This is a genomic window from Streptomyces sp. NPDC029956, from assembly GCF_055574655.1.
In genome coordinates this window covers 1-22,261 of record NZ_JBVHZJ010000006.1, presented here as the reverse complement: position 1 = coordinate 22,261, position 22,261 = coordinate 1, and the positions used below count along the sequence as shown (strand labels likewise).

Annotated in this window: 19 protein-coding genes and 1 rRNA gene; 9 read left to right on the top strand and 11 right to left on the bottom strand. The window is 71.3% G+C overall.

Annotation, left to right across the window (positions count from 1 at the left end; genetic code table 11):
- Positions 1–253 precede the first annotated feature (253 nt).
- Positions 254–808: a DJ-1/PfpI family protein gene (locus tag ACZ4XX_RS06300; RefSeq protein ID WP_229314013.1), complete on the top strand. Its 555-nt coding sequence runs from the start codon at positions 254–256 to the stop codon at positions 806–808.
- A gap of 72 nt (positions 809–880) precedes the next feature.
- Here ACZ4XX_RS06300 and ACZ4XX_RS06295 read toward each other — a convergent pair whose 3' ends face one another.
- Both ACZ4XX_RS06295 and ACZ4XX_RS06290 read right to left on the bottom strand, forming a co-directional pair.
- Positions 881–1,552 carry an HAD family hydrolase gene (locus tag ACZ4XX_RS06295; RefSeq protein ID WP_468506797.1) on the bottom strand — a complete coding sequence of 224 codons (672 nt, stop codon included), beginning with the start codon at positions 1,550–1,552 and terminating at the stop codon, positions 881–883.
- Between the two features lie 77 nt (positions 1,553–1,629).
- Positions 1,630–2,136, bottom strand: a complete 507-nt coding sequence (locus ACZ4XX_RS06290; protein WP_468506796.1) for a DUF6912 family protein — start codon at positions 2,134–2,136, stop codon at positions 1,630–1,632.
- A 279-nt stretch (positions 2,137–2,415) separates the two neighbouring features.
- Here ACZ4XX_RS06290 and ACZ4XX_RS06285 point away from each other — a divergent pair, with 279 nt between their 5' ends.
- Positions 2,416–2,913, top strand: a complete 498-nt coding sequence (locus ACZ4XX_RS06285) for an Rv3235 family protein (RefSeq protein WP_468506795.1) — start codon at positions 2,416–2,418, stop codon at positions 2,911–2,913.
- A gap of 124 nt (positions 2,914–3,037) precedes the next feature.
- Here ACZ4XX_RS06285 and secA read toward each other — a convergent pair whose 3' ends face one another.
- Positions 3,038–5,851 carry a preprotein translocase subunit SecA gene (gene secA, locus ACZ4XX_RS06280; protein ID WP_468506794.1) on the bottom strand — a complete coding sequence of 938 codons (2,814 nt, stop codon included), beginning with the start codon at positions 5,849–5,851 and terminating at the stop codon, positions 3,038–3,040.
- A 239-nt stretch (positions 5,852–6,090) separates the two neighbouring features.
- On the opposite strand from secA, the gene ACZ4XX_RS06275 reads away from it, so the two are divergent.
- Positions 6,091–6,678, top strand: coding sequence for a GNAT family N-acetyltransferase (locus ACZ4XX_RS06275; protein ID WP_468506793.1), 588 nt, complete (start codon positions 6,091–6,093; stop codon positions 6,676–6,678).
- A gap of 62 nt (positions 6,679–6,740) precedes the next feature.
- Complete coding sequence (locus ACZ4XX_RS06270) at positions 6,741–7,904, top strand: winged helix-turn-helix domain-containing protein (RefSeq protein ID WP_468506792.1); 1,164 nt, start codon at positions 6,741–6,743, stop codon at positions 7,902–7,904.
- 23 nt (positions 7,905–7,927) lie between these two features.
- On the opposite strand, the gene ACZ4XX_RS06265 is transcribed toward ACZ4XX_RS06270, so the two are convergent.
- From ACZ4XX_RS06265 to mtrA, 6 genes are all read right to left on the bottom strand, one after another.
- The gene (locus ACZ4XX_RS06265; protein ID WP_073913298.1) at positions 7,928–8,680 is read right to left on the bottom strand and encodes a response regulator; all 753 of its coding nucleotides are present in this window, start codon (positions 8,678–8,680) and stop codon (positions 7,928–7,930) included.
- Positions 8,681–8,887: 207 nt separating this feature from the next.
- Positions 8,888–9,568: a ribosome hibernation-promoting factor, HPF/YfiA family gene (gene hpf, locus ACZ4XX_RS06260; protein ID WP_055603779.1), complete on the bottom strand. Its 681-nt coding sequence runs from the start codon at positions 9,566–9,568 to the stop codon at positions 8,888–8,890.
- 295 nt (positions 9,569–9,863) lie between these two features.
- Positions 9,864–10,673 carry a ComF family protein gene (locus ACZ4XX_RS06255; RefSeq protein ID WP_468506791.1) on the bottom strand — a complete coding sequence of 270 codons (810 nt, stop codon included), beginning with the start codon at positions 10,671–10,673 and terminating at the stop codon, positions 9,864–9,866.
- 178 nt (positions 10,674–10,851) lie between these two features.
- On the bottom strand, positions 10,852–12,618 hold the full coding sequence (locus tag ACZ4XX_RS06250) for an LpqB family beta-propeller domain-containing protein (protein ID WP_468506941.1): 1,767 nt from the start codon (positions 12,616–12,618) through the stop codon (positions 10,852–10,854).
- A gap of 178 nt (positions 12,619–12,796) precedes the next feature.
- Positions 12,797–14,815: an MtrAB system histidine kinase MtrB gene (gene mtrB, locus ACZ4XX_RS06245; RefSeq protein WP_468506790.1), complete on the bottom strand. Its 2,019-nt coding sequence runs from the start codon at positions 14,813–14,815 to the stop codon at positions 12,797–12,799.
- A 1-nt stretch (position 14,816) separates the two neighbouring features.
- Complete coding sequence (gene mtrA, locus ACZ4XX_RS06240) at positions 14,817–15,494, bottom strand: two-component system response regulator MtrA (protein WP_010356958.1); 678 nt, start codon at positions 15,492–15,494, stop codon at positions 14,817–14,819.
- A gap of 330 nt (positions 15,495–15,824) precedes the next feature.
- Between mtrA and ACZ4XX_RS06235 the strand changes: the two genes are divergently transcribed.
- From ACZ4XX_RS06235 to ACZ4XX_RS06215, 5 genes are read left to right on the top strand one after another with little or no spacing between them, the layout of a single operon-like run.
- Positions 15,825–17,045 carry a proline-rich domain-containing protein gene (locus ACZ4XX_RS06235; protein WP_468506789.1) on the top strand — a complete coding sequence of 407 codons (1,221 nt, stop codon included), beginning with the start codon at positions 15,825–15,827 and terminating at the stop codon, positions 17,043–17,045.
- Positions 17,046–17,049: 4 nt separating this feature from the next.
- Positions 17,050–17,742: a DUF4129 domain-containing protein gene (locus tag ACZ4XX_RS06230; RefSeq protein WP_468506788.1), complete on the top strand. Its 693-nt coding sequence runs from the start codon at positions 17,050–17,052 to the stop codon at positions 17,740–17,742.
- On the top strand, positions 17,739–18,935 hold the full coding sequence (locus tag ACZ4XX_RS06225) for a DUF4350 domain-containing protein (RefSeq protein WP_468506787.1): 1,197 nt from the start codon (positions 17,739–17,741) through the stop codon (positions 18,933–18,935). The genes ACZ4XX_RS06230 and ACZ4XX_RS06225 overlap by 4 nt, the downstream gene beginning before the upstream one ends.
- Positions 18,932–19,915, top strand: coding sequence for an AAA family ATPase (locus ACZ4XX_RS06220; RefSeq protein ID WP_468506786.1), 984 nt, complete (start codon positions 18,932–18,934; stop codon positions 19,913–19,915). Before ACZ4XX_RS06225 ends, ACZ4XX_RS06220 begins: the two co-directional genes overlap by 4 nt.
- A gap of 12 nt (positions 19,916–19,927) precedes the next feature.
- Positions 19,928–21,238, top strand: coding sequence for a DUF58 domain-containing protein (locus ACZ4XX_RS06215; protein ID WP_468506785.1), 1,311 nt, complete (start codon positions 19,928–19,930; stop codon positions 21,236–21,238).
- A 71-nt stretch (positions 21,239–21,309) separates the two neighbouring features.
- Here the strand turns inward: ACZ4XX_RS06215 and ACZ4XX_RS06210 are convergent, their stop codons facing one another.
- Together ACZ4XX_RS06210 and rrf are read right to left on the bottom strand one after the other, a co-directional pair.
- Entirely contained in the window at positions 21,310–21,813 is a 504-nt protein-coding gene (locus tag ACZ4XX_RS06210) for a hypothetical protein (protein WP_468506784.1), read from the bottom strand.
- Between the two features lie 195 nt (positions 21,814–22,008).
- Positions 22,009–22,125, bottom strand: a 5S ribosomal RNA gene (rrf, locus tag ACZ4XX_RS06205).
- Positions 22,126–22,261: the final 136 nt, after the last annotated feature.

The following is a 22,261-nucleotide window of genomic DNA, read 5'->3' as shown; positions in this document are numbered from 1 at the left end:
CCGGCCGCTGTCGCGGGTCGGGCGGCAGCCGGGGGCTTCACTGCCCCCACGGCGTATCGCGCTGATCACGGCAAAAGCCTATCGTCCTCGCCCCCCGAACCGTCATGGTCCGTATGTGTACAAAAGAGGGGGTGGAAGTTTGACGTTCTGGACAGCGACACATGTCCTCTTGGCAAAGCGCTCCGACGCGGGCAGCGTGTACGCGAGCATGGGCGCAGCACGGCAGACCGACCATCTGTGATCTGGGAGAGCCATGGCGAAGATCCTGATCGTGACCGGGGACGCGGCGGAGTCGCTGGAGGTGATGTACCCCTACCAGCGGCTGCTGGAAGAGGGCTACGAGGTCGACATCGCCGCCCCGGCCCGCAAGCAGCTCCGCTTCGTCGTCCACGACTTCGAGCCGGGCTTCGACACGTACACCGAGAAGCCCGGCTACACCTGGCCCGCCGACCTGGCCTTCTCCGAGGTCGACCCGGGCGCGTACGTGGCGGTGGTGATCCCGGGCGGCCGGGCGCCGGAGTACCTGCGCAACGACCCGGAGCTCCGCAAGATCCTCAAGGCCTTCTTCGACGCGGACAAGCCGGTGGCCCAGATCTGCCACGGCCCGCTCCTGACGGCGGCGGTCGGCGGCCTGGAGGGCCGCCGGGTCACGGCGTACCCGGCCCTGGAACTGGACATGCAGGCGGCCGGCGCGACCTTCCAGGACAGCGCGGCGGTGGTGGACGGCCTGCTGGTCTCCTCGAGGGCCTGGCCGGACCATCCCACCTGGATGCGCGAGTTCCTGAAGGTCCTCCGGGCCAAGGCCTGACACGGGGGCGGGCGGCGCTCCGCCGCCCGCCCGGCCGGCACCCGGCCCCCGCCCGCAACCGGCCGGCACCCGTCAGACGAGCTCCTCCGCGACGGCCACCGCCTCCTCCAGGGAGTCGACCACCGGCACCCCGACCCGCGAGAGCGACGCCCGACTGTGCGACCCCCCGGTGTACAGCACCGCTCGCGCACCCACGTGGCGTGCCGCGATCGCGTCGTCCGCCGCGTCACCGATGACGACGACCCGCTCGGGAAGCACCCCCTCCAGCGCGGCCAGGTGCCGCACCATGTGCCCCGACTTCCCGTCCGTGGACGCGTCGACCCGCCCGTCCATCCGTACGAACCGCTCCGCGATCCCGTGCCGGCGCACCAGCGGTATCAGCTCCGCGTGCGGCGCGAGCGACAGCAGTGACTGCGTGAACCCGGACGCCTGCCGCGCCGCGAGCAGCTCCGCGGCACCGGAGGTCAGCCCACAGCTCTCGGCCCGCTCCCAGTAGTGCCGATGGAAGGCGCCGTCCATGACCGACCACTCGGCGTCGGTGGGCAACCGCCCCATGAGCCGCTCGTAGAACTTGGGCACGGGCACCGTGTAGAGCTCCCGGTACCGCTCCAGAGTGATCGCTTCGAGCCCCAGCTCGGCGAACGCCGCGTTGGTCGCGCCGATGACCGCGCTGATGTCGTCGAGCAGTGTGCCGTTCCAGTCCCAGACCAGATGCTTGCCGCGCAAGCCGTCGTGCTTCCCCATGCGAAGACGGTACCCGCAGCCACCGACACCCAAGACCCGAGGGCGTGGGCCCTGCGGTGCGTCAGCCCAGCAATGCGTCAGCCCAGCAACCCGGGGATCTCCTGCACCCCGAACCACAGCAGCTCATGGTCCTCGGCCCCGTCGACGACGAACTGCGCGTCGTCGTCCCCCTGGTCCGCCGCGCCCAGCGCGCCCGCCGCCGCCGTCACGTCCGCCTCCGCGTCGTCCGCGTCCGCGTGCACGGCCGCCGCCTTGGCGAGCCGTACGGGCCCGGTGACCCGGACCTCGCCGATGGAGCTCACGGTCAGCGCCCCGTCGGGGTCCGTGGCCGCGTCCTTGTCGGCGACGTCGACGGCCACGACGATCCGGCGCCGGGGCGCCTCGGGGTCCCCGGCGAGCAGGCGCAGGGAGGCGGACGCGGCCCGGTTGAGCGCCGCGTACTCCAGCTCCTCGATGTCGTCGGAGACGTACCACTCGCGCAGGGCGGGGGTGACGGCGTAGGCGGTCAGCGGACCGGGGCCGAGCTCGCCCGCCTTGTGCGCCTGTGCGAGACCGGGGAGGGTCAGGGGGACGTACACGCGCATGGCTGGCCGCTTTCGTAGACGGAGAGGCCCTCAGGATACGTGCGGAGTCCCCCTTCGGGGTGGCCGGCCGGAGTCGGCGTACGTCCACTCCGGGAGGCCCTTCTCGGGACCGGTGGGAGCCGATTTTCCTCCGCGTCACCCGGATAGGTGATTCCGTTTTCGGGCCGTCGAGCGGCGGTGGACTCCTTGCGGCCCCTCCGAGCCGAGCCGTACAAGATCCCCAACGGAAAGTTACCGACCGGTATCCCTCGGTGACGCGACGACAGGGGCAGGCCCACCATGACCACCACCACCCTCACCGCGACCGGCACCCCGCGTCCCCGCAGGGCGCCCGGCGGCCCCGCGGGCACCCGCCCCGGCGGCCCGACGGGCACCCGTCCCCGCGGCCCGGCGGGCACCCACCCCCGCACGGGCCACCCCCGTACCCTTCCGCCGCACACCGTCTTCGCCGAGCGCCTCCTCGCCGTGCTCAGCGGCGAACGCCCGGTCCACTGGATGCTCGGACACACCGTCGGCGAGGCGTACGAACAGCTCGTCCGGATCGCCCCGGAGACACCCCTGCGCTCCCAGGGACCCCGCCCGGTCCTGCGCCGCTGCTCGGTCCAGGTCGACCCCGGGCGGACCGCGGTCGAGGCCTTCGCGACGATCGCCACCGGCGCCCGCGTACGCGCCATGGCGTTCCGCCTCGAACGCGGCGAGGACCAGCGCTGGCGGTGCGCCGCGGTGGAGCTCGACGGCCTGGGCGCGACCACCCGCCCCGCACCCCACCCGGCATGACGGAGGGGCCGGCCGCCCACCGGGCGACCGACCCCTCCGCACGAACTCACCGCGTCAGCGGCACCGTCTCAGCGGTGCCGTGCGAACGGTGCCGCGCGAACGGCACCGCACCCGGCGGCTCCAGTCACTTCTTGCGACGACGCCCGCCGCCGCCCGCGTTCTTCTGCGCCTTGCGGCGCTCCGCCCGCGTCATCCCGTCACCGGCGTCGACGTCGTCCGAGGCGAAGTCGCCCTCGACGACACCGCCGTCACCGTCCACCGTCGGCGCGGAGAAGTGCAGGCGGTCCGGCCGCTGCGGGGCGTCGAGCCCCTTCGCGCGGATCTCCGGACGTCCGGCACCGGCCGGCACCGCGTCCTCCTTGGCGAGCGACGGACCGCTCGCCTGCACCGGGACCTCCTCGACCTGCTGCTCGACCTGGACCTCCAGGTTGAACAGGTAGCCGACGGACTCCTCCTTGATGCCCTCCATCATGGCGGTGAACATGTCGAAGCCCTCGCGCTGGTACTCGACCAGCGGGTCCTTCTGCGCCATGGCGCGCAGACCGATGCCCTCCTGGAGGTAGTCCATCTCGTAGAGGTGCTCGCGCCACTTGCGGTCCAGGACCGAGAGGACCACGCGGCGCTCCAGCTCACGCATGATCTCCGAGCCGAGCTGCTTCTCCCGCGAGTCGTACTGCTCGTGGATGTCGTCCTTGATGGACTCGGCGATGAACTCGGCGGTGATGCCCGCCCGGTCCCCGGCCGCGTCCTCCAGCTCGTCCACGGTGACCTTCACCGGGTAGAGCTGCTTGAAGGCGTTCCACAGACGGTCGAGGTCCCACTCCTCCGCGAAGCCCTCGGCGGTCTCCTGGCGGATGTAGTCGTCGATCGTGTCGTCCATGAAGTGCTGGATCTGCTCCTGCAGGTCCTCGCCCTCCAGGACGCGACGGCGCTCGCCGTAGATGACCTGACGCTGCCGGTTGAGGACGTCGTCGTACTTCAGGACGTTCTTGCGGGTCTCGAAGTTCTGGGTCTCGACCTGCGACTGGGCGGAGGCGATCGCCCGGGTGACCATCTTGTTCTCGATCGGCACGTCGTCCGGCACGTTGGCCATGGCCATCACGCGCTCGACCATCTGCGCCTTGAACAGACGCATCAGGTCGTCGCCGAGCGAGAGGTAGAAGCGGGACTCGCCCGGGTCGCCCTGACGGCCGGAACGACCGCGCAGCTGGTTGTCGATACGACGGGACTCGTGGCGCTCGGTACCCAGGACGTACAGCCCGCCGAGGTCCTTGACCTCCTCGAACTCCGCCTTCACGGCCTTCCCGGCGCGCTCCAGGGCGGCGGGGAGGGCCGCGGCCCACTCCTCGACGTGGTCGACCGGGTCGAGACCCGCCTGGCGCAGCTCGGCCTCGGCGAGGTCGTCCGGGTTGCCGCCGAGCTTGATGTCCGTACCGCGACCGGCCATGTTCGTGGCGACGGTGACGGCGCCGCGGCGGCCGGCCTGGGCGACGATGCTCGCCTCGCGGTCGTGGTGCTTGGCGTTGAGGACCTCGTGCTGGACACCGCGCTTGGAGAGCTGCTGCGAGAGGTACTCGGACTTCTCGACGGAGGTCGTGCCGACGAGGATCGGCTGACCCTTCTCGTGCTTCTCCGCGATGTCGTCGACGACGGCGGCGAACTTGGCGACCTCGGTCCGGTAGATCAGGTCGGACTGGTCCTTGCGGATCATCGGCCTGTTCGTCGGGATCGGGACGACGCCCAGCTTGTAGATCTGGTGGAACTCGGCGGCCTCGGTCATGGCCGTACCGGTCATGCCGGAGAGCTTCGAGTACAGGAGGAAGAAGTTCTGGAGGGTGATCGTGGCGAGGGTCTGGTTCTCGTCCTTGATCGCCACCCCTTCCTTCGCCTCGATCGCCTGGTGCATGCCCTCGTTGTAGCGGCGGCCGGCGAGGATACGGCCGGTGTGCTCGTCGACGATCATGACTTCGCCGTCCATGACGACGTAGTCCTTGTCCTTCTTGAACAGTTCCTTCGCCTTGATGGCGTTGTTCAAGTAGCCCACGAGCGGGGTGTTCACCGACTCGTAGAGGTTGTCGATGCCGAGCCAGTCCTCGACCTTGGCGACGCCGGCCTCGTGGATGGCGACGGTGCGCTTCTTCTCGTCGACCTCGTAGTCGCCGGTCTCCTCGATGCCCTTGAGCTGGTTGCCGGGCTCGCCCTTGGAGAGGCGGGTGACGAGCTTGGCGAAGTCGCCGTACCACTTCGTCGCCTGGTCGGCCGGGCCGGAGATGATCAGCGGCGTACGGGCCTCGTCGACGAGGATGGAGTCGACCTCGTCGACACAGGCGAAGTTGTGGCCGCGCTGGACGAGCTCGTCCTTGGACCACGCCATGTTGTCGCGCAGGTAGTCGAAGCCGAACTCGTTGTTCGTGCCGTACGTGATGTCGCAGTTGTACTGCTCACGGCGCTGGGCCGGCGTCATGTTGGCGAGGATGCAGCCGATGGACAGACCCAGGAAGCGGTGCACCCGGCCCATGAGCTCGGAGTCGCGCTCGGCCAGGTAGTCGTTGACCGTGATCAGGTGCACGCCCTCGCCGGAGAGCGCGTTGAGGTACGCCGGGAGGGTACCCACGAGGGTCTTGCCCTCACCGGTCTTCATCTCGGCGACATAGCCGAGGTGCAGCGCGGCGCCACCCATCAACTGGACGTCGTAGTGGCGCTGACCGAGGACGCGCTTGGCGGCCTCGCGGACCGTCGCGAACGCTTCGGGCATCAGGTCGTCGAGGCTCTCGCCGTCGGCGTACCGCTGCTTGTACTCATCGGTGAGCGCCCGCAACTCGGCGTCGGAGAGGTTGACGAAGTCATCTTCGATGGAGTTGACCTGGTCCGCGATGCGGTGCAGTTTGCGCAGGATCTTTCCTTCGCCTGCACGCATGAGCTTGTTGAAGACGGACACTGAGGCTGGTCTCCTTGCCGGTCGGGCCTGGCACTGGGTCTTGTCATGGACGCGAGCGCGGGCACGGCAGGTGGTCCCCACCGCAACGGCCATCGTAAGCGAGACCGCCCTCGCGAAGGGAGGCCCACAGTGCCGGAGCCGTACGTCCGCCCGGAAAGAGAACGCACGAGGTGGGCGGAAGGTGCCGCCCCACCCGAAAAGTGTTCGCTTCCGGTCCGGCGGCTCACCACAATCCCGGCATGGATCCGATCACCCTCACCACCGACCGCCTGCGCCTGCGGAACTTCGTCCCCGAGGACGTCGACGCGGTGCACGCCATCTGTCAGGACCCGGACATCCGACGCTGGACCGTCGTCCCCGACCCCTATACGCGGCAGGACGCAGAGCTCTTCCTGAACCGGCTCGTGCCCGACGGCTGGCGCGAGGACACCGAGTACGCCTTCGCCGTCGAACCGCTGGCCGGCGGCCCGCTGCTCGCCGCCGTCTGCCTCAGCAGTCGCGGCACGGGCGTCTGGGAGGTCGGCTACTGGCTGGCCGGCGGCCACCGCGGCAACGGCTACATGACGGAGACCGTCCGGGCCGTCGCCCACTGGGCCTTCACCGGACTCGGCTGCACCCGCCTGGTCTGGCGCGCCGAGATCGGGAACACCGGCTCGCGCGCCGTGGCCGAGCGGGTCGGCTTCGTCGTCGAGGGCGCCCAGCGTGCCGGACTCACCAACAAGGGCACGCTCCGGGACAGCTGGATCGCCGCCCTGCTCCCCTCCGACTTCGGCCTCCCGAGCCCCCTGCCGTACCTCCCGGCCCGCGACCTGCCGGCCCCCTCCTGAGCCCCGCTCCCCCCGGATCCACCGGGCCCGGAATGTCAGTGCCGGGGCCTAGGGTGCGGACCATGACGACTGTGCCGCGCCCCGCCGCCGAACTGTCCGCCGACGACGCCCGCCGGATCGCGCTGCGAGCCCAGGGCTTCCTGGGCGCGCCCGACCGCCGCGCCGGGGTGCGCGGCGTGCTGCGCGGGCTCGGCCAGGTCCAGCTCGACACGATCTCCGTCCTCGCCCGCTCACACGAGCTCATTCCGTACGCCCGTCTGGGCGCCGTCGGCCGTACGACGGTCGAGGACGCCTACTGGACCGGCTCCCACGCCTTCGAGTACTGGTCGCACGCGGCCTGCGTGCTGCCCGTCGAGGAGTGGCCGCACTTCGCCTTCCGCAGGCGCGCCTACCGCGGCCGACCCCACTGGGGCCACGAGCTGTCGGCGGGGGCGTACGACAAGGTGATCGACCAGCTGCGGGCCGAGGGGCCGCAGACGGCGACCGAGCTGGGCGGCGCGAAGAACAAGGGCGAGTGGTGGGACTGGTCGGACGCCAAGATCGCCGTCGAGCGGGCGCTGATGTACGGCGAGGTGGTCGTGGTCGAGCGGCGCGGCTGGAAGCGGGTGTACGACCTGGCGGAGCGGGCGATCCCGCAGGCGCTGCTCCACGACGACCTGGACGACGCCGAGTGCGTGCGACGTCTCGTGCGGCAGGCGGGCGAGGCGCTGGGCGTGGGCACGCGCGCGGACATCGCCGACTACCACCGGCTCAAGGGGGAGCAGTTCGACGCGGTGGTCGAGGCGGCGGGCCTGGTGCCGGTCACGGTCGCGGGCTGGGGGAAGCCCGCCTGGGCGGACCCGGCGGCGCTGGCCTCGGAGCCCCGCGGCAGGCACCGTACGACCCTGCTGTCGCCGTTCGACTCGTTGATCTGGGAGCGGCCGCGCACGGAGCGGATCTTCGGCTTCACGCACCGCCTGGAGGCGTACGTGCCGAAGCAGAAGCGGATCCACGGCTACTTCGCGATGCCGGTCCTGGCCGGCGGCCGGCTGGTCGGCCGGGTGGACCCGGCGCGGGAGGGCGGGACGCTCGTCGCCCGCCAGGTGACGCTCGACGGCCCCAAGGCCGTACCGGCGGTGGCGCAGGCGCTGCGCGAGGCGGCCGAGTGGGTCGGCTGCGACGCGGTGAGGGTGGAGCGGGTGGACACCCCGGGACTGGCGAAGGACCTGGTGGCGGCGCTGGCCTAGTGATCTGGTTCGGGCTACCGGATCTAACGGATCTCGAGGATCTTCTCCCGCATCGCGTAGACCACGGCCTCCATCCGGGAGTGCAGCTGCAGCTTCTCCAGGATGTTCCGGACGTGGTTCTTCACCGTGTTCTCGGAGATGAACAACTCCTTGGCGATGTCCCGGTTGTTCATCCCGGTCGCGACGAGCTTGAGGACCTCCAGCTCCCGGTCGGTCAGCCGGGGCGCGGGAACGAGCCTGCGCTCGTCGGTGCGCTGGATCATCGACTTGAACTCGGTGAGGAGCTTCGACGCCATCGAGGGACTGATCTGCGACTGCCCGTCGGCGACCGCGCGGATCGCCGTCGCGACCTCGTCGGTGGAGATCTCCTTGAGGAGGTAGCCGGTGGCCCCCGCCTTGATCGCGTCGTAGAGGTCGGCCTCCTCGTCACTGATCGTCAGCATGATGATCTTCGCGCTGGGGGCCACCTCCTTGATGGAGGTGCACGCCTCGATGCCGCCGCGCCGGGGCATCCGCACATCCATCAGGACGATGTCGGGCAGCAGATCGGCCGCCTTGTCGACGGCCTCCGCCCCGTCACCGGCCTCGCCGACGACCTGGATGTCCTCCTCCTGCGCGAGGACGATCTCGAGTCCGCGGCGGAAGAGGGCGTGGTCGTCCACGACGAGGACTCGGATCGGCTCCTTGCGGAATGCGCCGCTGTCCGATTCCGATCCTTCCGGGACCGCACCACCGTGCTCGCGCCCGCTGAGCACCGGCCCGAAGCTGTCCGCCATCGTTCCTCCCCCTGAAGGCCGTGGCCTGAATTCGTTTCCGGTCCTCCAACCGCTACTCAGGGAGCACCGGTTGGCGTGCACGCCATGCTTTCATGCTCCGGCGCCCGCGGGGCGACCCGCGGGCACACGGGGGTGCCCCTGGGGGCGCGAAAGGCGCTCCAGGGGCACCGTGAGAGGCAATGGGGGTGTGGGGGCGCGAGACGGCGGTCAGCCGCCGAGCGCACCACCGGCGCCGCCACCCTCGGCGAGCGGGTCGCTCTCCACATGGATGACGCCGTAGTCGTACGCGTGTCGGCGGTAGACGACACTCGGCTGCTTCGTGTCGGAGTCGACGAAGAGGTAGAAGTCGTGTCCGACCAGCTCCATCTCGTAGAGAGCCTGGTCGAGCGTCATCGGTGCGGCCCGGTGGGTCTTCTCGCGGACCACCAGCGGGCCTTCGCCCTGGACTTCGATCGAGCCCATCATCGTGGTGGGCACCTTGTCGGACTCGTCGGCGACGAGCTGGCCGTCTCCGTTGAGCTGGGCGGCGCCGGGCACCACGTCCCCGACCTCCGCCGCCGAAAGCCTGCCGTTTCCACGGCGGGTGTACCGCTTGTCGTGCTGCTTGCGCAGTCGTGCCTCGAGCTTGTCGCTGGCGAGGTCGAGGGCCGCGTACGGGTCCGCCGCCGCGGCTTCCGCCCGGATCACCGGGCCTCGGGAGTGGAGGGTGATCTCCACGCGGTCCGACCTGTCGGCCTGCCGCGGGTTGTGTTCCTTGGACACCTCGACGTCGAGGCTGATCACCTTGCCGTCGAGCTTCTGGATCTTCTCCAGCTTCAGCTTCTCGGCCACGTGCTTGCGGAACCGCTCGGGCACCTCGGTCTTGCGGCCCTTGACGACGATGTCCACGCAGAACTCCGTTCCCGGATAGCCCTGATCGGCTCTCTCGGCCGCAGGGCATCTCCCTTTGCACCAGACTCCGGTGGTTACCGGAGCTCGGACTCGGCGACTTTCACCTCCTCCTCCCCAGTCGACAAGATCCCCACCCCATCGACGAGAGGTTAATTCGCCCTGAACTCCTGTCCTGTAGGCGCAACCATGTATTCGGCTAGGCGATGGCTTTCGCCATTCCTCACAACCGAACATAGCCCCTTCGGACGGGTGTCGGCACCCGCTACCGCGACATACCTCCGTTCGGGTGCCTTCACCTCTCACCACCTGCAACGTTCCAAGTTCCTTGCGAGTTCCGGTTTATTTCGAACGAAGCGGGAGAGGATGCGATCACAGCCGCCGCCCGCTGTTCGAATCCGCGCTGCGCCGAACCGCGCGGTAAGCAGTTCGGTATTCCAGGAATGAACGGGAGGTGTACGCCTCCGAGGGCGCGCGCCGCCTCCGTCAACGAGGCACCGGTGGTCATCAGATCGTCGACGAGCACCACCTTTCCCGACCAGAGCAACCGCCCGCCGCCGGGCACGACCTCCAGCGCGCCGGAGAGGTTCGCGAGCCGTCCGCGCGCCCCGAGACCCGCCTGGTCCGCCACGTACCGCCGCTGCCGCAGCACCGGCACGACCCGCGCCTGCCGCCCCGCGCCCCGCAGTCGGGCCGCCGCGGCCAGCGCGATCCGGCGCGTCGGATCGTGGCCACGCGCCCGTACGGAGCGCCGCGAGGAGGGCACCGGCACAAGGAGCAGGGGGCGGGCCGCGAGGCCCTCGGTGCCCCCGGCAGCGGCCTCCACGGCGACGGCGAGCGCGCCGCCCAGGGGGCCGGCGAGGGAGAGCGCCCCACGTTCCTTGTGGGCGATGAGCAGTTCGCGTACGGCGTCGGCGTAGGGCGCGACGGCATGCACGACGGGCAGCCCGGCCGGCTCGGGCGACGGCCGCACCCTGCGCGGCCCCTCCCCCGCCCCGGTCAACGCGGCCTCGCACGACGGGCACAGCTCGGTGCGCTGCCTGCCGCAGCCTCCGCAGGCGACCGGCAGCACCAGCCCGGCGATCTCGCGCCACCACCCCCGCATGGCTCCACTGTGCGCCTTCCCCGGCGCCTCGGCCACCCCTGTGGAAAACCCCCGTGGGTGCCCCCGGAGTACGTCAGGTACCCCGGACACGGGCGACGGAGTCCACCACCCCGGGGCACCGCACCCCGGGCCCGCACCCCGGGGGTGCGCCACCCCTGGCAACGCACCCCGGAGACCGCTACCCCGGATAGACGGGCGAGGTCCCGGTCTTGACCACGGGCTGCCAGTTCGTGCCCGGCGCGAGCCGCACGATGCCGTCGTTGCCCGAGTCGGCGACCAGCGGCACGGAGCCCTTGTACGGCGCGGCCACCGAGGTCACCCCGTTCAGGCCGGGGAGCACCGAGGTCGCCGAGGTCGAGCCGTCGGTCTGGAGGTAGCGGATCTGCTGGACGCCGCCCGCCTCCTTGCCGACCACGACGAGCCGGCTCGGCCCGGCCCAGGAGACGGCGGTGACCGACTCCATCCGGGGCGCGGCGGGCTGGAGACCGGTCACGGAGACGACCGGCTCGTCGCCCGACATCTGCCGCTCGACCCGGCCGATCTGCAGGGTCGTGTCCCCGTCCCTGGTGATCACGAGCGCGATCCGGACCCCGTCGGCGGAGAGCCGCAGCGACTCGATCCTCGCCTCGTCCGCCGGCCACTGCGTCTGCACCTTGACGGGGTCGCCGGTGCCGCCGGGCACCATCCACAGCTGAGGGGCGGCGGGGTCGCGATCGGCGATCCACAGGTTGCCCCGGCCGTCCCAGCTGGGCGCGGACAGCCGGTCGGTGGGCTTGACGGCCTTGCTCCGCAGGATCGCCGGGGCCGCCTCCTCCTCGGTGGTGATGGAGGAGACGAACAGCTCGCGGCCGTTCTCCCCGACGCCTGCGGCCCGGGTCTCGCCCCGGTCGACGGCGACCGAACCCAGCCGCAGAGTGCCCTTGCCGAGCGGGCCGGGCACCGGAGTGGGCGGGTTGGCGTCCTTGCCCGCGCCGCGCAGCATCACCAGCTTGTGCTGCTCGTCGACGAAGTACGGGTTCTCGTCCGGGTCCGTGTTCCGCACGGGGGCGAACTCGTCGGTCGCCTGTCCCTTGCCGAGACGGCACAGCGCCTGGCCCTTCGACCCCTGGAGCTCCACCTGCTCGGCGTTCACGGAGGTCAGGTCGCGCAGCGTGAACAGCAGCTGCGCCGCCATCCGCCGGCACGGCTCGCCGCCCACCAGGTCCGCCTTCGCGTTCAGCGGCACCTTGAGCGTGGACTGGTCGTCGGGCGTGAGCGTGGTGACGCCCTTCCGGAGCTCAGTACCGGAGGGGAAGCTGGAGTCGACGGCCGGCTTCAGCCAGTTCGTGGGGCCTTCGAGGAGCGCCCGGACCGTCTGCGTCACCGGGTCCATCCGGGTGACGGGGTCCTGGCGCTGCCGGATGTAGACCGGGTCGGCGACGACCCAGTCCTCCCCGGAGGCGAAGTAGTACTTGTTGACCGACCGGTAGTTGCGCAGGAAATCGGCCTCGCCGAGGACCAGGCCCGGCGGCAGGCTGTCGATGCGCCACTCCTTGCCCTTGCCGCTGGCCGAGGGCTGCTGCACCACGTGGATCGACTGGAGGTACGGGGCGGGGCTGAACGGCTGGTACGCGTGCCGGGCGTCCACCGTCGCGATCCTGCGGCCGGAGAGCGGGTAGGAACGGCCCTGGTTGTCGGGGTCGGCGTTGCGGTCCGCCGGGTCGCGGTTGGGAGCGGTGGTGAGCACGGTGATGCTCTCCTCCGGCTTCCAGGTCCGCGCGGCCTGGTTCGTCAGGTACTTGCGTGCGGTGGCGAAGCCGGGGTCGTCACTGGTCATGGCCTCGAGGAAGCCGTCGACGATCTCGTCCGGGTCGGCGTTCTCCCGGGGCGCCACGGCGTAGACCCGCACCTGCGAGTCGCCCTGGTTGGCCCCCTTGACCGGCTGGACTTCGCCGCTGTCGGGCATGGTCGCGCACCCGGTGACCAGGAGCCCGCCGCACGCGGCGATCACCACCGCGCGCGCACTCCGGCCCTGGCCCTGGCCCTGATGAGGATCCGGATCGGCGTGCCCGGCCCGGAAGCCCGGGAAGGCCCGCACCGTGCGCCCCTTTCGGAAGCCCCGCCCCGCGTGCCCCTCTGAGGAGTCAGCGCCCACGTGTCCCGTCCTCCCGCTCCGCGTTCCCGTGTGTGTCGGCCGTGGCCGACCCCGCCCCGCCACCGTCGTTCTCCGCCGCCGCACGCGCCACGACCCGGGCGCCGCTGCCGGGCAGGGCCGTCGGGTCGACGGTCGCCCGCGGCGGCGCGGGCAGCCTCGGCGGTACGGGGAGCTGCGGCCGGTCTCCGGCGGGCTGCGCCGGCACCGCCGTGAGGCGGGCGTTGTCCTGGGCGCGTCCGGCGGCCGCCTGCTCGCGGTTGCGCCGGGAGTCCTCGGGCTCCAGGGGTATCGGGGAGCCCCGCAGCGGCTCGTCCGCGGTCCGCGGCAGGGTGAGCCGGAACTGCGAACCTCCACCGGGCTCGCCCCAGGCCTGGAGCCAGCCGCCGTGCAGCCGGGCGTCCTCGACCGCGATCGACAGGCCTAGGCCGGTGCCGCCGGTGGTCCGTGCGCGGGCGGGGTCGGCGCGCCAGAAACGGTTGAAGACCCGGGTCGCCTCGCCCGGCTTGAGTCCGACGCCGTAGTCGCGCACGGCGACGGCGACGGCACCGCCGGCGGCGGCCAGCTTCACCACCACGTCGCGGCCCTCGCCGTGCTCGACGGCGTTGACGACGAGGTTGCGCAGCACCCGCTCGATCCGGCGGGCGTCCGCCTCGGCCACCACGGGCTGCTTGTCGCCGACGACCACGATCCGGGTGCCCTTGCGTTCGGCGAGGGGCTCGGCGCCGCCTATGACCCGGCGCACGACCTGCCGCAGGTCTATCGGCTCGGCCTCCAGGGCGGCCGCTCCCGCGTCGAAGCGACTGATCTCCAGAAGGTCGGAGAGCAGCGACTCGAAGCGGTCGAGCTGGTCGCCGAGGAGTTCGGCGGAGCGGGCGGTGATCGGGTCGAAGTCGACCCGGGCCTCGTGGATGACGTCCGCGGCCATCCGGACCGTGGTGAGCGGGGTCCGCAGCTCGTGCGAGACGTCCGAGACGAACCGCCGCTGCATCCGCGACAGCTCCTCCAGCTGCTGGATCTTGAGCTGGAGGTTCTGGGCCATCTTGTTGAAGGCCTCGCCCAGCCGGGCGATGTCGTCCTCGCCGGTGACCTTCATGCGTTCCTGGAGGCGGCCGGCCGAGAGCCGCTCGGCGATCCCGGCGGCCATCCGTACGGGGGTGACGACCTGGCGCACCATGAGCCAGGCGATGGCGCCGAGCAGCACCATGACGAAGAGCCCGGCGGTCGCGAGGGTGCCCTTGACCAGGGTGAGGGAGTCCTCCTCCTGGGTCAGCGGGAACAGGTAGTACAGCTCGTACTGGGTGCCCTCGGCGTCGTTCAGCCGCTGGCCGATCACCAGACCGGCCTCGGACGGCTTCCCGCTGGTGTAGTGGATGCGGGTGAACTTCTGGAAGGTGTCCGTGCCCTGCGCCACCGATTGCCGCAGTTCCGCGGGAATGCTGGTGGTCGGGTCGACCTCCCCGGAGGCCCGGGCGCCGCGGCTCGCGGCATCACCGGTGTCGAGGGAGAGCGCGACCACGTTGAAGGCGCTCTGCCCACCACTGGCCAGTTGCTCGACCAGCGTGGAGCGCCAGTTCACGGAGGCACCGGCCCGCGCGCCGTCCTGCTGACCGGGTGCCGAAGGCGTCGTCGCCGCCCGGTCCTGGGCGGCGGAGAACCCGCCGGCGGCCTGGCTCTGGGCGGCCCTCTCCTTGGCGTCGAGCAGTCCGTTGCGGACCTGGCCGATCACGACCAGGCCGAGCAGCAGCACCACGCCGAGCGACATCAGCAGAGTGCCCGCGACGATCCGCAGCTGGATGTTGCGCCGCCACAGCCGCACAGCGGGCAACAACGGCCGGCGCACCCAGCGTGCGAAGAGCCGGAGGACCGGCCCTCCCGGAGTCCCGTCCCGGAACAGCCGTCCGCCCCGCGGCGGACGGCCGGAACGCGAGCCCCCCCGCCCCGGTCCGGCAGCCCGCCCCGTACGGTCTCCCGGGTCCCCGGGCTTCGGAGCAGTACTGCCTGTGTTCATGTCAGCTCGGTCCCGCCTTGTATCCGACACCACGTACGGTCACCACGATCTCCGGCCGCTCGGGGTCCTTCTCGACCTTCGAGCGCAGCCGCTGGACATGCACGTTCACCAGCCGGGTGTCGGCCGCGTGCCGGTAGCCCCAGACCTGCTCGAGGAGCACCTCACGCGTGAACACCTGCCACGGCTTGCGCGCCAGCGCGACGAGCAGGTCGAACTCCAGCGGGGTCAGGGCGATGGACTGCCCGTCCCGCTTCACGGAGTGCCCTGCCACGTCGATGACCAGATCACCGATGGTGAGCTGTTCGGGTGCCGGCTCCTCGGACCTCCGCAGCCGCGCCCTGATACGGGCCACGAGCTCCTTCGGCTTGAACGGCTTGACGATGTAGTCGTCGGCCCCTGACTCCAGACCCACGACCACGTCGACCGTGTCGCTCTTCGCGGTGAGCATGACGATCGGCACACCCGACTCGGCCCTGATCAGGCGGCACACCTCGATGCCGTCCCTCCCGGGCAGCATCAGGTCGAGCAGCACCAGGTCAGGCTTGGCCTCCCTGAATGCGGCAAGCGCCTTGTCACCGTCCGCGACGAACGACGGCTCGAACCCTTCACCCCGCAGCACGATGCCGAGCATCTCGGCCAGTGCGGTGTCGTCGTCGACGACAAGAACGCGTCCCTTCATATCGACATCATCCCATTAGCCAATCGTTACCTGCCGTGACCTGCCCCACAGCGTCTCCCCCAGCCCGGAGCCCGATCCCGTCGACCGTGCCCCGCTCGGCCCGCCACCGCACGGTTCGCGCGAGATGATCGGGTATCCGCACAGTGTGCCGTCTGCCGCTCGCACAATGAAGGTCCGGACAAAGGTACGAAGGTCACGGTCGCTCCGGCCCACGGGCGGGTCCCGCGTGGCACGATGGCACCCGGCCCGCCGCCGTGTCAGGTGTCGGCCGCCGTGACCGAGCCGGTTCGCCGATCCGGCACCGCGACCATTCCTCCGAGGTGGACGACCGTGAACGACACTCCGGGCTGGACCTCGCCCGGATCCGCCCCCTCCGACGACCAGAACGGCTCCGGGATCCCCCGGCCCGCCGCTCCGGCCGACGCGAACGGCTCCGCCCCTCAGTGGTCCAAGGACCAGCCGCCCGCCGGCCAGTGGTCCCCGCCGACCGGCCAGACCCCGCCCCCGGCCCCCGGCCAGGGCCAGGGCTGGGGAGCTCCTCCCCCGAACGTCCACTGGGGCCGGCCGCCGGCCGCGAAGCCCGGAGTGATCCCGCTGCGCCCGCTGGGCATGGGCGAGATCCTCGACGGCGCGGTGAAGACCCTCCGCACCTACTGGCGCACCGTGCTCGCCATCACGGTCACGGTCGCGGTGATCTCCCAGATCGCCAACATCCTGGCCCAGCGGTACCTCGCCCCCGACGTTCCTGCGGCGAGCCCCGACGCGACCCCCGCCGAAGCGCTCGAGCAGTCCCTCGACGCGGCGCAGTCGTCCCTGATCGGCCTGGGCCCCGCCCTGCTCGTGACGTTGATGGCCTCCCTGGTCAGTGCCGCCCTGCTGACCGTTGTCATCAGCCGCGCCGTCCTCGGCCGCCCGGTCTCGCTCGGAGCCGCCTGGCAGGAGGCCCGACCTCGCCTCCTCCAGCTCATCGGCCTCACGCTGCTGCTCGCGGCGATGAGCGCCGCCATCGTCATGGTCGGCCTGCTCCCCGGTCTTCTGATCGGCGGTGCCGCTGGTGCGGCCCTGACCCTGCTCGGCGGACTCGGCGCCGTGGTGGCGGCCGTCTGGCTGATGATCCGCTTCAGCCTGGCCTCCCCAGCCCTGATGTTGGAGCGCGGCGGCGTGACCCAGTCTCTGAAGCGCTCGGCAAAGCTGGTTCAGGGCGTGTGGTGGCGGATCTTCGGCATCACGATCCTCACCCAGTTGCTGATCTTCATCTTCTCCATGATCATCGCGATCCCGTTCACCATCCTCGGCATCGCGGTCGACGGAGACGGCTTCTCCGGCATGCTCTCGGGCGCGTCCACCACCTTCGGCTGGCCGTTCCTGATCATCACGGGCATCGGTGGTGTGATCACCAGCGCGATCACCTATCCGATCTCGGCCGGTGTCACGGTCCTCCTCTACGTGGACCAGCGCATCCGCCGCGAAGCCCTGGACCTCGAACTGGCACGGGCCGCGGGCATCCCCGGCTACGGCCCCACCCCGGGCACCCACTCCGTCGGAGGCTGATGCCGTGACGGTCACGGGGGGAACGACCACGGCACTGGCGCGGCTCCGCGCCGACGACGACATCCCGGTGGACATCTCCCGCGTCCCCGCCCAGGAGGCGGCGGAACGGGAGCTGTCAAAGCCGATGTACCACGAGAACGACCCGAGCCTCCTCCAGCGCGGCCTCGACCGCTTCTGGGAGTGGGTCGGTGACCTCTTCGAGGCTGCGTCGGGTGCCACGCCCGGCGGTGCGATCGGCCTCGTCGTGGTCGTCCTGTTCGTGATCGCCGCGGTCGCCGCCCTCTGGTGGCGCCTCGGCACCCCCCGCCGCGCACCGGGCGCCTCCGGCGACTCCCTCTTCGCGGACGGCCCCCGCACCGCCGGCGACCACCGGGCGGCCGCCGCCCGCCACGCCTCCGCTGGCCACTGGAACCAGGCCGTCCAGGAACGCACCCGGGCCATCGTCCGCTCCCTCGAGGAACGCGCCCTGCTCGACCCCCGCCCCGGCCGCACCGCGGACGAGGCCGCCGCCGAGGCGAGCCGCTCCCTCCCCACCCACGGGGACGACCTGCGCCTCGCCGTCCGTGTCTTCGACGACGTCACATACGGCGGCCGCACCGCCGACGAGCCCGCGTACCGCCGCATCGAGGAACTGGACACCGCCCTGGAGCGCACCCGTCCCCTCCTCGACACCGCCTCCACGGGAACGCCCGCATGAGCCGCCCGGCCACCACCACGTCGACCGCCCCTTCCGCCCGCCAGCTCTGGACCCGGGCCCGCGGCGCGGCCCTCGTCCTCGCCCTGATCCTCATCGGCGGCCTGGCCCTCGCGACGCTGCGTTCCTCCGACGCCCACGGCGCCCTCGACCCCCGCTCCGCCGACCCGAACGGCAGCCGGGCAGTCGCCCAACTCCTCACGTCCCGTGGCATCGAGCTCACCCTCGCCACCACCCTCGACGAGGCCACCGCCGCGACCGACCCCGACGCGACCCTCCTGGTCACCACACCCGACCTGCTGACGCCCTCTCAGCAGTCCACGCTCCGCCGGACCATGACGAGCTCCTCCGGCCGCACGGTCCTCGTGGGCGCGGGCCAGCCCTCCCTCGACGCCCTCGCCCCAGGGGTCACCGCCTCGACCAGCACCCCCGTGACGAACCGCGCCCCCTCCTGCACCCTGGCGGAGGCCACCCGCGCCGGCAGCGTCGACCTCGGCGGCGAGCGCTACCGCACCGCCCCCGGCACCACCGCGGACTCCTGCTACCCCTCCGACGGCCTGCCGACCCTGCTCCGCCTCCCCGGGCAGGGCGCCACCGACACCGTCCTCCTCGGCTCGCCCGACATCCTCCACAACAAGCGTCTCGACCAGCAGGGCAACGCCTCGCTCGCCCTGCAACTCCTCGGCTCCCGGCCCCATCTCGTCTGGTACCTCCCCTCCCTGACCGATGCCTCCGCCGCCGACGCACCCGACGACGACACCACGGGCAACTTCCTCTCCCTCATCCCCTCCGGCTGGCTGTGGGGCACACTCCAGCTCGCCCTCGCGGCCCTGCTCGCCGCCATCTGGCGCGCCCGACGCCTCGGCCCCCTGGTGACCGAACGCCTCCCCGTCGCCCTCCGCGCCTCCGAGACAACCGAGGGCCGCGCCCGCCTGTACCGCAAGGCCAACGCCCGCGACCGCGCCGCCTCGGTGCTGCGCACCGCGACCCGCACCCGGATCGCCCCGCTGCTCGGGGTCCCCGTCCAGGACGCCCACTCCGCCGATCGCCTCCTCCCCGCACTCTCCGCCCGTCTCCCCGAGACCACCGCGGACCCCCGGCACCTCCTCTTCGGCCCGGCTCCCGCCGACGACGCCACCCTCATCCGCCTGGCGGACCAACTCGACGCCCTCGAAAGAGAGGTACGCACCTCATGAGCGCCCCGACCCCCGAGACCGTTGCGAACTCGGACAGCGCCCGCGCCTCCCTGGAGGCCCTGCGCACCGAGATCGGAAAGGCCGTGGTCGGCCAGGACCCCGCCGTCACCGGTCTCGTCGTCGCCCTGCTCTGCCGCGGACACGTTCTCCTCGAAGGCGTGCCCGGCGTCGCGAAGACCCTGCTGGTCCGCTCGCTCGCCGCCGCACTCGAACTCGACACCAAGCGCGTCCAGTTCACCCCCGACCTGATGCCGAGCGACGTGACCGGCTCCCTGGTCTACGACACCCGGAACTCCGAGTTCTCCTTCCAGCCCGGCCCGGTCTTCACGAATCTCCTGCTCGCCGACGAGATCAACCGCACGCCCCCGAAGACCCAGGCCTCTCTTCTGGAGGCGATGGAGGAGCGTCAGGTCACGGTCGACGGAACCCCGCGCGCCCTGCCCGAACCCTTCCTGGTGGCCGCGACCCAGAACCCCGTCGAGTACGAGGGCACCTATCCCCTCCCCGAGGCCCAACTGGACCGCTTCCTGCTGAAGCTGACGGTTCCTCTGCCCTCTCGCGCGGACGAGATCCAGGTCCTCACCCGTCACGCCGAGGGCTTCGACCCCCGCGACCTGAAGGCCGCCGGTGTCCGCCCCGTCGCAGGCCCCGCCGAGCTCGAAGCCGCCCGGGATGCCGTCGCCAAGGTCTCGGTCTCCGCCGAGATCGCCGGCTATGTCGTCGATATCTGTCGTGCCACGCGTGAATCCCCCTCACTCACGCTCGGGGTCTCCCCCCGAGGCGCCACCGCCCTGCTCTCCACCGCCCGCGCCTGGGCCTGGCTCACCGGCCGGGACTATGTCACCCCGGACGATGTGAAGGCCCTCGCTCTCCCCACCCTGCGTCATCGCATCCACCTGCGGCCCGAGGCCGAGATGGAAGGAGTCACCCCCGACTCCGTCATCAACTCGATCCTCGCCCACGTCCCCGTCCCCCGCTGAGAACGGCGCCCCATGGCCCTCACCGGACGAACAGCGCTGCTCGCCGCCCTCGGATCGATCCCCGTCGGCGTCCTCGCCCCCAGCTGGGCGGGGATGCTCGCGGTGAACGCGCCCCTCTCCCTCGCAATTCTGTGCGACTACGCCATGGCGGCACCAGTACGAACGCTCCAATTCACCCGAAGTGGTGATACATCCGTTCGACTCGGTGACGCGGCACGCGTCGAGCTCACCGTCACCAACCGGTCCCGCCGCCCCCTCCGCGCCCGGCTCCGCGACGCATGGCCCCCCAGCAGCTGGCTCCCCGGCACCGAACAGGCCTCTTCACGCCACCGTCTGACAGTCCCCGCCGGCGAACGCCGCCGCCTCACGACGAGCCTGCGTCCGACCCGCCGCGGTGACCGCCGGGCCGAGCGGATCACCGTCCGCTCGTACGGCCCCCTGGGCCTGGCGGCCCGTCAGGGCAACCACGAGGTTCCCTGGAACGTCCGCGTCCTGCCCCCGTTCACCAGCCGCAAGCACCTGCCGTCCCGCCTGGCCCGCCTCCGCGAACTCGACGGCCGCACCAGCGTCCTGACGCGCGGTGAGGGCACGGAGTTCGACAGCCTCCGCGAGTACGTCCCCGGCGACGACACCCGCTCGATCGACTGGCGGGCGACCGCCCGCCAGACCGCGGTCGCCGTCCGCACCTGGCGCCCGGAGCGCGACCGCCACATCCTGATCGTCCTCGACACCGGCCGCACCTCGGCCGGCCGCGTCGGCGACGTCCCCCGTCTGGACGCGTCCATGGACGCGGCTCTGCTGCTCACCGCTCTCGCGTCCCGCGCGGGTGACCGCGTGGACCTCCTGGCCTACGACCGGCGGCTCCGCGCCCAGGTCCAGGGCCGCTCCGCCGGCGACGTCCTCCCCGCCGTGGTCAACGCTCTCGCCCCGCTCGAACCCGAGCTGGTGGAGACCGACGCCCGCGGCCTGGCCGCGACGGCCCTCTCACGCGCTCCCCGCCGCTCGCTGATCGTCCTTCTGACGAGCCTCGACGCCGCTCCGATCGAGGAGGGCCTCCTCCCGGTGCTGCCGCAGCTCGCTCAGCGCCACACGGTCCTGCTCGCCTCGGTCTCCGACCCTCACATCGCTCGCATGGCGACGACCCGCGGCACGATCGAGGGCGTCTACGAGGCCGCGGCGGCCACCCAGACCCGGTCCCAGCGCTCCCGGACCGCGGACCAGCTCCGCCGCCACGGCGTCACGGTCGTCGACGCCTCCCCCGACACTCTCGCCCCTGCCCTGGCCGACGCGTACCTCGCCCTGAAGGCAGCCGGCCGCCTGTAGAGCCCCGAGCACCGATGGCCGGTGCGGCGAAGAACGCCGCACCGGCCATCGATCACGCGTGGCGCTCCGGATCAACGGAACACGACGGAGGCCTCCCCGGCCGCGGCGCTGAAGGAACCCGGACACAGGAACGAGCCCGAGACCTTGGTGGCCGTGAAGGGGGTGTTCACATACTTCCTGGTGGCTCCGTCCCGGTTCCAGAGGATGTTCGTCACCTTGTAGCGGCAGGAGACGAACGACTGCTTCCCCGTGAGGTCGATGACGTCCGTCGTCGCCGTGCCGGCGGCGTCGTCGAAGGTGAAGGCCGGATTGTTGTTGAGCGAGGCGGTGATCCCCCCGCCACAGGTCAGATTCCCTCCCGGCTTGTTGATCGTGGACCGGTCGACGGTGAGCGCGCTCGGCGGAACGGCACTGGCGTCGGCTCCGGTCCAACTACAGGTGTTCCCGGAGACGACGATCACGCCGTCGACCTCCGCGCCGGCCACGGTGACGCTCGCATGGGCCGACGTGGGAACACCGATGCCGACCGCCATCACGAGCGCGGCCAAGCCGGTCAGGGTGGGGGTGTACTTCATGTCGCTCTCCTTGCCACAGCTTGTGGGTGGGGGGAACCCGAGCCGCTCACCGGAGCCGCCCGGGTTCGGAGTGCGCCACGGAGCGTGTCACGGCCAGCACGAGATGTCATGCGCGCATCAATCTTTGGCTGAAAGCAGCCGAACGCAAAAATGCCTCAACCCCCGGACAAGGTCCGGGGGTTGAGGCTAAAAATTGTTCGGCGGCGTCCTACTCTCCCACAGGGTCCCCCCTGCAGTACCATCGGCGCTGAAAGGCTTAGCTTCCGGGTTCGGAATGTAACCGGGCGTTTCCCTAACGCTATGACCACCGAAACTCTATGAAGTTAACCAACCGGAATCAGCACAGTTCGTTACTTCAGAACTAACACAGTGGACGCGAGCAACTGAGGACAAGCCCTCGGCCTATTAGTACCGGTCAGCTCCACCCATTACTGGGCTTCCACATCCG